Here is a 12,489-nt window from a genome sequence, read left to right as displayed (position 1 = left end):
ATTCATTTTTCTCCCGACAAATTTAGTGCTAGGAAGTGGTTAGCCTAGCACTTTTCTTTTGCAAATTTAACAAACACCGGCTTTACTATCCTGGCGTAGTCTTTTGCGTTTAAAACGACTGATCTATCAAGAAGCCCTGCATTAAAGGCGATCTCCTCGTTTCGCTCCAGCAAACTCTCATCCACGACAAGGTGCAGATTTTTATGAAAACTAAATGGCGGAACCGAGCCAAATACGCAATCAGCAAGCGCTGTAACCTCCTCTGGGCTAGCAAGGCTTGCTCTTTTACCATCAAATTTTTGCGTAAGCGCGTCAAGATCAGCCTGCTCGTCAGCTGGCAAAACCGCAAGCAAGTAAATTTTACCAGCCTTCATCGCTGGCTTTTCGTCATCTAACAAGTAGCCATCTAGCATATTTTCATCTTTAAAAATGTGCCTAAATTTCTCCTCGCTAACGCCTTTTATAGAGCAGACCAGCGCCTTTGCACCCTGACTCATTTTAGTGCCTCTTATCTTAGCGACCTCCTCTGAAGTCCTCGCGCTCTCATGCTCTATCACTCTAAATTTAGCCCCATTTTTGCTAAGAAGATCGTGGATTTTATTAAAAATTTGCTCTGACACAGCTCTTTCCTTTGGATAAATTTAGTTAAAATTATACCGCTAAAACCAAAAAAGGGCAGGAAAATGCAGATAAATTTAGATGACGTAAAGATCGAGCCAAGCTGGAAAGAGGTGCTAAAAGATGAGTTTTTGAGTGAAAATTTCGCACGCATCAAAGAAAATTTCTTAAAAGCAAAGAGCACTGGCGTCGTCTATCCACCAAGTGGGCTCATTTTTAACGCATTTAATCTAACGCCATTTCACGACGTCAAAGTAGTCATCCTAGGTCAAGACCCATATCACGGTGCAAATCAAGCCATGGGGCTAAGCTTTTCAGTGCCAAGCGGCGTGAGGGTACCACCAAGCCTTGTTAATATCTATAAAGAAATTTACGCCGATCTTGGCATAAAAGAGCCAAATAGCGGCGATCTTACAAAGTGGACAAAACAAGGCGTGCTGCTTCTAAACTCCACTTTAAGCGTAAGTGCTGGAGTGGCAAATTCTCACGCTAGCTTTGGCTGGCAGGGCTTTACAGACGCAGTTATAAGAAAGATAAGTGAGAATTTACAAAACGTAGTCTTTATGCTCTGGGGCAACCCAGCCAAGGCAAAAGCGCCGCTAATAGACGCCAGCAAGCACCTCATCTTAGAAGCAGCGCACCCAAGTCCGCTAGCGCGCGGGGCATTTTTTGGCTGCAGACACTTTTCCAAGGCAAATATCTACCTAGCAAACCACGGCAAAACGCCCATCGAGTGGGACTTAAACGCTTAAATTTGAGCTATTTTTTAAGCTCAGTAAGAAGCTTATTTACCTTTTCTAGCTCGCTTTTGCAAAATTTCTCATCGTTATTTTGCATTATCATCGCTTCTTGGCCGATTTGCCTTTGCTTAAACTCATCAAATTTAAGCTCAAAAAGCCTTAGCGCTTTCTCATCACCTGCAAGCTTCTTGCTCTCTTTGGCGTAAAGCTCATCAAGATAGAGCCTACTTTGCTTTACATACTCCTTGCAAACTTCATTTGCACCAAATAAATTTACGCCCAGAAAAAGGGCAAAAATGACAAACTTTTTCATATTTTTCCTTGAAATTTTTGCGTTATACTAGCCTTTAAGCACTTAAATTTTAAAATATTTTGCAAAAAAAGGATGAAAAATGAGACGAAAAGATAGAGAACTAAGCCCTGACGAGGCGCTTAACATTATCGATAGTTGCGAATACGGCGTGATCTCATGCGTGAATGATGAGGGAGAAATTTTTAGCGTGCCTATCTCGCCTGTTAGAGTTGGTGAGAGCATTTTTGTGCACGGAGCGACCGCTGGTAGCAAGGCAAAACTACTTCAAAATGGGCGAAAAGTGGAGTTTGTCTGCGTTAGCTTTAATAAAGTCCCGCACCTAAATGATAGCGAGCTAGAGGCGATAAAGGACGACGGCAAGGCGCTTGGCGGCAAAGTCTTTACGACTGAGTATAAAAGCGCCATCGCAAAAACAAGAGCTTACGAAGTGACAGATGATGCAAAAAGATATGAAATTTTAAAAATTCTCAGCCAAAAATACACCGCCTACGCGATGAGTACCTTTGACGTGGCGGCAGAGTATGGGCTAAAAAATATGAAAATTTACGAGCTAAAGATAGAGAACCTTAGCGCAAAGGCCAAAATTTTGCCAAAAGCGGTAAAGGAGTAAATTTGAGCTCGCTTGCACTGATGTTTAGACCAAAAAACTTGGATGAAATTTGCGGTCAAAGGGCGGTTAAGGCGGCCTTTTTAAAATTTATAGCCACAGGCAAGATCCCGCACTCCATATTTTATGGTCCAGCAGGCTGTGGCAAGACGAGCTTTGCAAGAGCCGTGGCAAGCGGGGCAAACTACGACTTTTACGAGTTTGACGGCGGAAATTTAAAGATAGATGACTTTCGCAAAATTTTAAAAAACTACGAAAATGCCCTAAACAAGCCGCTCTTTTTCATAGACGAGATCCACAGGCTTAGCAAAACCCAGCAAGAAGCGCTACTCATCCCCATGGAAAACTACAAAGCCTTAGTCATCGGCGCTAGCACGGAAAATCCCTTTTTCACGCTAAGCTCAGGCATCAGAAGCCGCTCGATGCTCTTTGAGTTTAGACCGCTTAGCAGTGGCGATTTTGAGGAGCTTCTTGGCAAGATAAGAGAGCAAATTTCATTTAGCATTGACGAGGAGGCAAAGGAGTATCTCTTTAAAAGTAGCGGTGGTGACGCAAGAGCTATGCTAAATTTACTCGAATTTGCCATCACGCTTGATGAAAATGTGAGCATAGAAAATTTAAAAACACTTCGACAAAACGCCCTAAAAGAGGGAGCAAAAGAGGACGACACGCACTACGAGCTAGCAAGTGCTTTTATAAAAAGCCTGCGTGGAAGCGACGAAAACGCCGTCATATACTACCTCGCAAGGCTCATAGACTCTGGCGAGAGCGCTGACTTCATCGCTAGAAGGATGGCGATATTTGCCAGCGAAGACATCGGCAATGCAAACCCAAATGCGCTAAATTTAGCTGCCAGCACGCTAAGCATCGTAAAAGAGATAGGCTTTCCAGAGGCTAGGATCATACTGGCTCAGTGCGCCGTCTATCTAGCCAGCTCACCAAAGTCAAACTCCAGCTACAACGCGATAAATGCCGCCCTAAGATACGTGCAAAGCGAAGAAATTTTAAAGATCCCACCATATCTAAAAAATCACACAAAAGAGAGCAAAGACTACCTTTATCCGCATGATTTTGGCGGCTGGGTCGAGCAAAAATACCTAGAAAAACCGCTCGTTTTTTACAAAAGCAAGGGCATAGGCTTTGAAAAAACGCTAAATGAGTGGCTAGAAAAGATAAGGTCAAAGGGCTAAATTTAGGCTTTACTCTTTTGATTTAAAAAGGTACGCGCATGAACGAGCAAAATTTAACATATATCGTAAATTTAAAGATAAAAGATGTGCCGTGGGATAGGCTAAGCTGCAGCTACGGCACGGCGGAGCTTTTTGCGCAAATTTTAAACACACTTACAAAGGCTGTGAAAAAGGCTAAATTTGATGAAAAAGAGCTTAGCGAGCTGCTTGATGAAATCTTTGGTGAGTGTGAATATCAAGAGACATTTTGGCACGCAACGCCATTTGCGCTCGTTTTTTTGGTGCGAATTTATAAAAGTGCACTAGGCGAAAAAGGCGAAACAGCTAAATTTATCTCACGTAAGCTTGAACTCTTTTTTAAATTTATGCTTGAAATTTGCGAAAAAATAGAACAAATGGATCATGCAGAGCCGCTTACAAAAATGGAGCAAATGCTAGAGCCAAAGTATCTCGAGATCATTGATCAAGACGAGCTAAGCTATGACGATAGGCAATTTTACAGCTTTTATTACTATTCACGCATGGTTTTACAGGGTGCTTTTGTAAAAATTTAGCTTGGCCATGATTTTTTAGTAGTTAATTTAAATTTTATATTTATTCAAATATACTTCTCAAATCCAAATTAATCACGAAAGTTAAAAAATGCCTACGAATTTTGCTGAAATTTTAAATAACTGCGTTGAAAGTATAAATTCATTTCTTTGGGGTCCATACTTCCTTATCGCCCTACTTTGCGGCACTGGACTATTTTTCACCATTAGACTTGGCTTTGTTCAGATTTTTAAATTTAAGATGGGTTTAGGCAAGCTTTTTGGAAATTTCTCACTTCACGGCGAGGCTGCTGGCAAGGCTGGTATGAGCTCGTTTCAAGCAGTCGCAACGGCGATCGCGGCGCAAGTTGGCACTGGCAACCTAGTAGGTGCGACGACAGCTCTTATCATGGGCGGTCCAGGGGCCATATTTTGGATGTGGTGCGCAGCCTTTTTGGGCATGGCTACAAATTTTGCTGAAATTTGCCTCGCTCAAATTTACCGCACCAAAGATGACAGCGGCCATACGATAGGCGGTCCTGCATTTTATATAAGCCGTGGATTAAAGGGCAAATGGGCGAAATTTCTAGCTGGATTTTTCGCTATCGCTATCATCATCGCACTTGGCTTTATCGGCAATATGGTTCAAGCAAACTCCATATCAGACGGCTTTAGCGGCGCTTTTGGCATACCACAGTGGCTAACAGGGGCGTTTTTGGCTCTCATTTGCGCACTAATTTTCATAGGTGGCGTAAAAGCGATCGCAAGGGTCGCTGAAAAGATCGTGCCACTAATGGCGCTACTTTACATCATCGTTGGCGTGGTTATCATCGCTTTAAATTTTCACCAAATCCCAGAGGCGATCTCACTAATCTTTAAAGCTGCGTTTGATCCTTCGGCTGCTTGGGGCGGGGCAACTGGCGCTAGCATCGCAGCTGCTATGAGATACGGCATCGCAAGGGGACTTTTTAGCAACGAAGCTGGCATGGGCTCGACTCCGCACGCACACGCTGCTGCAAACGTAAAACACCCGGTCGATCAAGCCGTCCTTGGCATAATGAGCGTCTTTATAGACACCTTTGTCATCTTAAATATAACCGTTTTTGTGGTGCTAACCGCAAACGTCATAAGCTTTGAAAACGGCAAGGCAGTCTTTACTGGCATCACCTTGGTGCAAGAGGCGTTCTCGTCACATATATTTGGCAAAACTGGCGGTTATAGCTTCGTGGCGATCTGCCTATTTTTCTTCGCATTTACGACGATCATTGGCTGGTATTACTTCGCTGAGATCAACGTGCGCTACCTTTTTGGTGCAAAAGCGGTTAAAATTTTTAAAATTTTAGTTGTTGTTTTTGTCTTTTTAGGCAGCTTGCAAAAGGTCGATTTTGTCTGGAGTTTAGCAGATATGTTTAACGGTCTTATGGTTGTGCCAAATTTGATCGCCATAATACTTCTAAGTCCTGTCGTGGCTAAACTTTTAAAAGATCACGACGCTGGCAAAGAGTACGACGTAAAAGAGTATTTGAAGTAAATTTAAGAGTGAGTGGAGAGATCTCTCCACATTAAATTTAATATTATAGGTGGTCTGTTGGAGCGACAGTTATAGGCTCAAGTGGCATATAAAATGTCGTTGCTTGTGGCTCAGAGTATTTGTTGCCAGCCTCATCTACTGATGATGCTTGGACTGTGTATTCGTTAGTGTCAAGAGTATCCAACACACTACTCTCAGCTCTCCAGTTGCCTTCAGCGTCAGCCTTAGCACTTAGTTTTTCAACCACATGAGCCGGTTTTTCTACCCAAGAATAGTCAAAGGTATTATAAATAACTTCAGCTTTTGTGATAACTAAATTTATTTCAGCAAATGGCTCTGCCTTGCCCTCGATGGTCGGTGAGAAGTCATATTCTTTATTGCTATCATACATTGTGTTATAGTGTTTTAGGTTCGAAAAATCATCAGTAGATATTTTTGTGATAGACAAGGTGCTATTGTCTGTATCAACAGTTATCTCTTGCGTGCTTGTAGCTTTTAGCTCTTCGCCGTTTGTAGCTACTTTGCTAGCTTCAATCGTAAATTTATGATCTCCATCAGCTAAAGGCGAATTTGGTGTGTATGACCAGTTGCCATCATTATCGGTAGTTGTCGTACCAAGTAGCGGTGCGCTCTCACCTTCGCCATCAAATATACTTATAGTAGCGTTTGAAGTAGCCTTACCTACCAAAGTTGGAGTGTTATCATTTGTGATATGCAGACCTGTTCTTTGTGAATTTTCATGCTCTAAGATATTGCCCTCGATGTCAAGGTTGCTGCTTACTGCCTGATCTGTATTACCAGTCACTACGTTATCATCGACTGCCGTGACAGATACTTCTAGGGTCTGTGGCAATATATTGTTATATGCATTATCTATCGCAGCTGCAAGTGTATCAAGACTAAAGCCCTCCTCGCTTGCGCCACCGCTTACATTTGTAAAAGCCTCTGCGCTAGCATTTGCTTGAGAGCTTAGATCGCCAAAATTTGCATTTACATTTGAGTAGTGACCGCCTTGCGCAAAGCCAGCAGCGCCAAGGCTCACGCCATTTGTGCTTGCGCCGCCTCCAGTTGAAGCAGTGCCACCAGCCGCAGTCTCTTCAAGATCAGCGATGTTCTTACCATTCAATAGTTGTTCCTGAAGTGAGGCGATCTCTTTGCTGGTCTCATCGACAGGTTTTTCATTTTCACTATTAAGAGGCTGCAACTCAACCTTTACGCCATCTTGCTCTTTTATGACCTCGTTGTCATAGATCACGTCACCAGCTTTTAGAGATCTTTGATTTCCATTAGCATCAACTGCGACGATGGCATCCGTGCCGATTATTGATTTTATTAATCCTTTAATTTTACTCATAACATTTCCTTTTTATGTTTTTGGATTTTATGCTGCAATTATAAGTAAATATTTTAGTTCTTTGCTATTGTACTTTGGTACAGTTGTGACATTTTAGAAATATGAAGTTATAAATTTTTGAGTTAAATTTAGTAAAAATTTGCCGTATTTTAGGGATTTAGTTTAAAATTTAAAAATGGCAGAGTTACAAAAAATATTTTTAAATTTTATTTTTTAGTTTTTTGTGTTTTGGGGAATTTTATATAAAAATGGTGGCCCCGAATGACGCCAAAAAAATCTTTATATAGCCCTATAAATAAATACTTTAGATTTTTTAGTTATACATTTTTTTATACATTTTTTGGTTTTAAACACGCTTTTTATTTTACAAAAAAATTATCTTCGTCCGTTTTTGTTAGCCTGCCTTTCTCTACTTCTTGCACTTCTGCCCCCAGCTCTGCTACCGCTATAATCTCTCGACCCTCTGCTGTGACCGCCCCCATTTTTATTTGCCTGCCTTTCTCGGCTAGCAGCACTACGCCCACCTGCTTGTTTTTTATTTCCACCCCAGTCCCTACCAGAAAATTTATCACTAAAGTTTCTATCGTCAAAAGCAGTGTGGCTGGCACTTCCAACGCTGTGACTAAAGTCTCTACCACCACTTCCTCCATTTTTGCTAGCGGCAGCTTCTGCTGCTTTTTGTTTTTCGATAGCTGTTTTTTGTTTTGCGAGTTCAGCTGCTACTCTCATCGCTAACCCATAGTCTATTTTTGCCCCACCAAAGCCGACTAAGCCCATTGCTTCTACCATATTGCCTGCTGGGGTATTTGAAAAACTAAAATTGCCGTGTTTATCAACCGACACCCCCAGCCCCTCACGACCACTCTTCATTATTGAAGCCAACTTTGTTGCCGTTGCAGCCCAAGCATCTGAGCCGCTATATGTATTTTCTGCTGTTGTGCTAGCGTTAGCGTGATTACTTTCTGACGCTCCAGCTGGTGCGATATTAAAAGCATTCAAATCAAAGGCTATTACTTTATCAAGCAGTGACTTTGTTATCTGCTGTGTCGCACTAAATGCCACATCTGATAATGTTGTGTCAAACCCTGCATTTTGTAGCGATGTGCGAGTGTTTATCTCGTAGTTTAGCCTACCTAGACTATCCATGCGCATATTTGTCATTAGTGAGCTTTGCGATCTTATGCTGTCTAGTTTATTACGTGCGAAATTTTGCATCGCTGCTCTTGCTGGGTCAAGGCTAGTTAGCATTTTAGTGCCAGGTCTGCCGTGTAGTGCATCATTAAATGTTTGTTCCATTTTATACCCATATAATTGTTTGCCAACTCTTACGCCAGTTATGTTGCCGTTGTAGTCAGTTTGACCTATCACTGCGTCAGGGATACCAAACCACCCGCTAAACGTATCTTGCATAAACTCACCAAAACTCATAGGGCGATCATAAAATGCTGTATTGCCTACTACTGCATTAAGATCACCACCAAAACCAAAACTATTATCAAGCCCTACCGCCATCTCAAAAACTTCTGTTACAAGGGCGTTGATTAGCCCAGCTATCGGAGCTATACCAAGCGGGGATATGGTCGTGCCAAGTGCTGAAAGTGTGTTCTGGATAGCAACTGAGGTTAGCGTACTTTTCATATTTTGGTACATCGCCTCGGCTACATTCATCGCGTTGAAGCGTCCATTCACAATGCCATCATATAGCATGCCAGCCAAAGCTTGACCTACTACACCACCATACATTCTGCCAACGTCCTCAGCTAGATTTTCGGCATAGCTGTCGTTTCTTAGCTCACTTACGAATTCTTTTAGGCTTGCGTAGTCGCCTCTTTGCAAACTAGCAAAGCCGTTGCCGTCTATCCTGCCAAAGCGGTTATCCCTATTTGAGCTTTTAGGAGTAGAAAATTTTATTTTTGTTACCGCTTCCACGCTATCAATAAGTAAATTTATGCTCGTATCATAATCAGGCTGGTTTATAGCGACTATCATCGGCATTAGCACGTATTCGGCAAAATCCTCATTTAGCCCAATTAGTGCGCCACTTAAATTGCCAGCTTGTGCGATAAAAAAGCTCCTTAGATCAGGCGAAGGTGTGTTAAAAGCAGAGTAGCCAAGGCTGCCTGCCTGGTAAAAATCAAACTGCCCGCCAGCCATAAACTCATAGTCATCGCCAGTATCTGAGTTTGTTAAATTTAATATATCGCTTAAGCCGATCATTTCTTTGTCATCGTGAAGTTTTTGTTTTCATCGATCGTTATATCGTTTTTAATTAGCGCATGCACCATATTAAACAAATACTTTGTCATATCAGACGGCACTATCATACCGCCAGCTTGATTTTCTGCGATGAAGTTTCCAAGCACTGACATTGATTTGATTATCCTATTGTCGATTACTTGCCTATCTACTGCGCGCTGCTGGCTCTCTGCTAGTGCTTGCTCTTTTGCAAGTTTTGCTATTTGAGCACGCAAAAGATTATTCTGCTCTTTTAAATTTTCTAGTTTATCCGCCGCTTGAGCCTCTAGCTCGTCATTCTTTAGTTTAGTGTTTCTTGTTTGCTCTTTTATGCCCTCTATGTTTGCATCCATTGCGGCTGCTTGCTTTTCAAGGTTTTTTAATGATAGCTCAAAGCTCAAATCCTGCTGTGTTAGCTCCAGCCCAGTTTGCATCGCCGTGATCGTAAATTGTGTTGTAATAAGAGGGAGCATTTGAGAAAGCACATTTATTCTATGCTGATTTGGTATTTCATATTTTTCAAAACAATCATCAAGATATTTTAGTGTTTCTTGATATGGCGTATCAGCACCAATGCTTAATTTTAATAACTCTCTTGTTCTTTCTAAATATGCGTTTTTAAAATCCATTGTCTTTTCTCTCCAGTCTAGTTACTTTTATTCTTTGCAAATCAAGATCATCGCGCAAGTCGCTTACGGCACTTTTTAATCCATTTGTTTCTATTCGTCTAATCCTTGATGAAAAGCCATTGATTGTGTTGTTTAGATCGTTTGTAAAACTTCGCAATGATCTAGCTTCATCTTCAAGGCTACTGATCTTATTTGTAATTGTTTGTAGTTGTGTTTTTATTTCGTCGATCTCGTCGCCTAAATTTCTTTCAGCCATTACACACTCCTCGCTCTATTCTCCCAGCCTCGCTCATATACACCAAGGCGTGGGTTTTTTCTTATTAAATTTCGATAATAGGCGATCTCTGCCCTATCAAAATCACTATCAAATGCCACCGTATCATAAGCATTTAGCGCTTTTAGTGTATTTGCCCCCATTATGCCGTCGATTGTAAGCCCTAGCATATTTTGAAGCACACGCACGGCACTTTTTACTCCGACATTGACCGCAAAGCAAAAAAGCTCATTTGCTTTTAGCTGGCTATTGGCATCATCTAGGCATAGAGCGTCCCAGTATGTTTTCTTGTAAAAACTTGCCACTAAATTTACAAGCGCATCATTGTTATATAAAGCGATGCTAGCCTTTTTAAGATCACCATATGCGTTGATAGCTGCCCTAACTTGCCCCCAGCCTTGCCAGTTTGGGTGAGCGGCTTCATAAATGCCCATAAAAGTTAGCCCATTTTCTGTTGGATTTTTATGTAGGGCTTTTTCAGGGCGACTAAATTCTAAGCTCATTAAAAGATTAAAAGCTTGTGTGTAGTTTGTGTAGTTCATTTTTCATCTCCTATATCGTAGTCGCGAGGCGGTCTTGGCGTATAGTCATAGTTGTTATCACTTAAGTGGTCTATCTTTTTGTCTATTGCTTTGTCGATCACGGCACTAACCCAAGCTGTGCCTCTCCATGCAAAAAAGCCACCGACTGCGAGACTAAAGCTCCCTTTTTCTGTGAAATAAAATGCCGTCTCGTAAGCTACCCAGCATATAAAAGTCGAGCTAATAGTGCCAACGAAAAAATTTATGATAGCCTTACCATCGCTTGCAACCTTGGCATTACCCCCTGCAATGCTTAACACGCCGCCTACAAAGCCAACTATTATCACCCAAAAGTAAAAGCCTAGCCTATCCATAAGATCATCCATTACCTAGCCCCTTTTTTTTAAAATTTATAGGTAAAAACATACATTATTAGGACGGATAATATTATTTCTACTACAACCATTTTATTTAGCCAAAAGGCTTTTGTTCTCTTTATTATTCGTTCCATTTACACACCCTTATGTTTTTATTGTTTATCTCTTTTTGCTTCATACTTTTTTATGTCCTCTAGCTGTCCTATACACTTCTCATAACCACTATAAACATCTATTAGCAGCACTCCTGCTTCGCTTTGGTTTGTTACATTTCTATCTGCTATCATAGGAGCTTCAAGAAGGTAGCTTGGTATCTTGTCATACTTATTTAGCACTACCTGCTTGCTTTCGCAACCCATCAAGCACATAAGAAACGCTGATGCTAAGAGCACCAGACATATCCTTTTTGTCCTCATTTTGCACCCTTTCTTTGACTTTACTAGCCTTTATTTCTATTATCTGTTTTTGCCTACTGACCCTTTCAATGGTATCAAGCTTAAGAGAGATGAGCCTATCTTGTTCGTTTATCTCATCTTTTAGCTTTTGGTTCATCTCATCACTAGACTTTAGCCTCTCCTTTGTGACACTTAACTCATTGTCTAGGCTTTGATACCTATACCCAAGAAAGAGTGTAGTAAGCAGCAAAAAGCCACTAAGATATAAACTAGGACTTAGCACTTGTATCTCTCCCATATTTGATTATGTGATAGGCTCTTACGCTGTAATAGAAAAGCAGTATCTTCCATTTAGATACCCCTAGAAGTTCCAAGAGTTCCCTAAAGGTATCATCAGCCACTTTAAAGTCACTATTGTTGCCTAGCTTTATATAAAGTCTTAATGCATCATCTGTTAAGTAATCGTGTATCACAGAAGCTGTTAGATACTCAGGACTATAAGGCTCAAACATCCACCAAAATATTCTAGGGATACTTGCACCATCTGTTATGTAGCCCACAGGTATGTCTATGTCTTTATACTTAAACGGACTAGCTGTCTCAAAGTTATCCTTACCAAAGGGCTTAACTACTATTCTTTGTAACTTCTCAGCCATTATGCACCTCCTCAAGTGTTGGCATCTCTGCTAAAATCTCATCAAAGCTCTTAGGCATCTTATGCTTACCCTCAGCAATAGCATTTAGCAAGCCATAGCCATACTTCCACACCCTAGCTCTCCAAATGCCAAAGGCTTCTCCTTCTGCTCTAAAGTCATTGTCATAGCCTGCATAAGAGCAAGCAGAGAGGATGTCATCGTATCCTTTCTCCCTTGCCTTAGCATCTAGGAGCTCTTGGGTCTTTTCTTTAAAAAGTGCTGTAAGTTCCTCTAGGTTCTTGCTTACTATCTCATAAGATATTACGTAAGTGTCTCCTTTGACTTCACTAGACTGCACCACCTTTTTAAACTCATCTACATTTGCTGGATAATCCTTGTAGGATACCTTTAGATACCCTAGCTCTTTTAGCTCTTTATCATCTAAAAACTTTGTATAAAGCGTACCCTTATCTGTTATGATGTAAGGGGTCTCTGCTACAAGGTCATCCTTTAAACTATATAGTTCCATTTATCCCTCCT

The 12,489-nt window shown here is 41.2% G+C and carries 17 protein-coding genes; 5 read left to right on the top strand and 12 right to left on the bottom strand.

All coding sequences use genetic code 11. The annotated features are described in order from the left end of the window. Positions 1-44: 44 nt before the first annotated feature. Positions 45-620, bottom strand: coding sequence for a YbaK/EbsC family protein (locus tag CVT14_RS00435; protein WP_107849419.1), 576 nt, complete (start codon positions 618-620; stop codon positions 45-47). A gap of 63 nt (positions 621-683) precedes the next feature. On the opposite strand from CVT14_RS00435, the gene ung reads away from it, so the two are divergent. Then, complete coding sequence (ung, locus tag CVT14_RS00430) at positions 684-1,370, top strand: uracil-DNA glycosylase (protein WP_107849418.1); 687 nt, start codon at positions 684-686, stop codon at positions 1,368-1,370. Positions 1,371-1,377: 7 nt separating this feature from the next. On the opposite strand, the gene CVT14_RS00425 is transcribed toward ung, so the two are convergent. Continuing rightward, positions 1,378-1,671, bottom strand: coding sequence for a hypothetical protein (locus tag CVT14_RS00425; RefSeq protein WP_107849417.1), 294 nt, complete (start codon positions 1,669-1,671; stop codon positions 1,378-1,380). 79 nt (positions 1,672-1,750) lie between these two features. Here CVT14_RS00425 and CVT14_RS00420 point away from each other — a divergent pair, with 79 nt between their 5' ends. The 4 genes from CVT14_RS00420 to CVT14_RS00405 all read left to right on the top strand — a co-directional run bounded on the left by CVT14_RS00420 (position 1,751) and on the right by CVT14_RS00405 (position 5,529). Further along, positions 1,751-2,281, top strand: a complete 531-nt coding sequence (locus tag CVT14_RS00420) for a pyridoxamine 5'-phosphate oxidase family protein (RefSeq protein ID WP_107849416.1) — start codon at positions 1,751-1,753, stop codon at positions 2,279-2,281. Positions 2,282-2,301: 20 nt separating this feature from the next. Then, the gene (locus tag CVT14_RS00415; protein ID WP_234403099.1) at positions 2,302-3,468 is read left to right on the top strand and encodes a replication-associated recombination protein A; all 1,167 of its coding nucleotides are present in this window, start codon (positions 2,302-2,304) and stop codon (positions 3,466-3,468) included. A 38-nt stretch (positions 3,469-3,506) separates the two neighbouring features. Next, a complete protein-coding gene (locus tag CVT14_RS00410) occupies positions 3,507-4,022 on the top strand; it encodes an ATP-dependent DNA helicase RuvA (RefSeq protein WP_107849414.1) in 516 nt (171 codons plus the stop codon). A gap of 88 nt (positions 4,023-4,110) precedes the next feature. Further along, positions 4,111-5,529 (top strand): alanine/glycine:cation symporter family protein, encoded by a 1,419-nt coding sequence (locus CVT14_RS00405; protein ID WP_107849413.1) that lies wholly within the window; start codon positions 4,111-4,113, stop codon positions 5,527-5,529. Between the two features lie 43 nt (positions 5,530-5,572). On the opposite strand, the gene CVT14_RS00400 is transcribed toward CVT14_RS00405, so the two are convergent. The 10 genes from CVT14_RS00400 to CVT14_RS00355 all read right to left on the bottom strand — a co-directional run bounded on the left by CVT14_RS00400 (position 5,573) and on the right by CVT14_RS00355 (position 12,478). Next, positions 5,573-6,883 (bottom strand): Ig-like domain-containing protein, encoded by a 1,311-nt coding sequence (locus CVT14_RS00400; protein ID WP_107849412.1) that lies wholly within the window; start codon positions 6,881-6,883, stop codon positions 5,573-5,575. Between the two features lie 375 nt (positions 6,884-7,258). Beyond that, positions 7,259-9,100: a hypothetical protein gene (locus CVT14_RS00395; protein WP_107849411.1), complete on the bottom strand. Its 1,842-nt coding sequence runs from the start codon at positions 9,098-9,100 to the stop codon at positions 7,259-7,261. Then, positions 9,097-9,747 (bottom strand): hypothetical protein, encoded by a 651-nt coding sequence (locus CVT14_RS00390; protein ID WP_103567414.1) that lies wholly within the window; start codon positions 9,745-9,747, stop codon positions 9,097-9,099. The genes CVT14_RS00395 and CVT14_RS00390 overlap by 4 nt, the downstream gene beginning before the upstream one ends. Then, complete coding sequence (locus CVT14_RS00385; protein ID WP_107849410.1) at positions 9,737-10,003, bottom strand: hypothetical protein; 267 nt, start codon at positions 10,001-10,003, stop codon at positions 9,737-9,739. The genes CVT14_RS00390 and CVT14_RS00385 overlap by 11 nt, the downstream gene beginning before the upstream one ends. Further along, positions 10,003-10,563, bottom strand: a complete 561-nt coding sequence (locus CVT14_RS00380) for a putative peptidoglycan-binding domain-containing protein (RefSeq protein WP_107849409.1) — start codon at positions 10,561-10,563, stop codon at positions 10,003-10,005. Before CVT14_RS00380 ends, CVT14_RS00385 begins: the two co-directional genes overlap by 1 nt. After that, complete coding sequence (locus tag CVT14_RS00375; protein ID WP_103567417.1) at positions 10,560-10,928, bottom strand: hypothetical protein; 369 nt, start codon at positions 10,926-10,928, stop codon at positions 10,560-10,562. The genes CVT14_RS00380 and CVT14_RS00375 overlap by 4 nt, the downstream gene beginning before the upstream one ends. A gap of 143 nt (positions 10,929-11,071) precedes the next feature. Beyond that, positions 11,072-11,254 carry a hypothetical protein gene (locus CVT14_RS00370; RefSeq protein WP_103567418.1) on the bottom strand — a complete coding sequence of 61 codons (183 nt, stop codon included), beginning with the start codon at positions 11,252-11,254 and terminating at the stop codon, positions 11,072-11,074. Next, on the bottom strand, positions 11,244-11,597 hold the full coding sequence (locus CVT14_RS00365; protein ID WP_107849408.1) for a hypothetical protein: 354 nt from the start codon (positions 11,595-11,597) through the stop codon (positions 11,244-11,246). Before CVT14_RS00365 ends, CVT14_RS00370 begins: the two co-directional genes overlap by 11 nt. Continuing rightward, positions 11,584-11,970, bottom strand: a complete 387-nt coding sequence (locus CVT14_RS00360; RefSeq protein ID WP_103567420.1) for a DUF1353 domain-containing protein — start codon at positions 11,968-11,970, stop codon at positions 11,584-11,586. Before CVT14_RS00360 ends, CVT14_RS00365 begins: the two co-directional genes overlap by 14 nt. Then, the gene (locus CVT14_RS00355; RefSeq protein WP_107849407.1) at positions 11,963-12,478 is read right to left on the bottom strand and encodes a hypothetical protein; all 516 of its coding nucleotides are present in this window, start codon (positions 12,476-12,478) and stop codon (positions 11,963-11,965) included. The genes CVT14_RS00360 and CVT14_RS00355 overlap by 8 nt, the downstream gene beginning before the upstream one ends. Positions 12,479-12,489: the final 11 nt, after the last annotated feature.

The organism is Campylobacter concisus (assembly GCF_003048445.1).
Taxonomy (GTDB): domain Bacteria; phylum Campylobacterota; class Campylobacteria; order Campylobacterales; family Campylobacteraceae; genus Campylobacter_A; species Campylobacter_A concisus_BF.
This window is presented reverse-complemented; position numbering and strand designations above follow the sequence as displayed.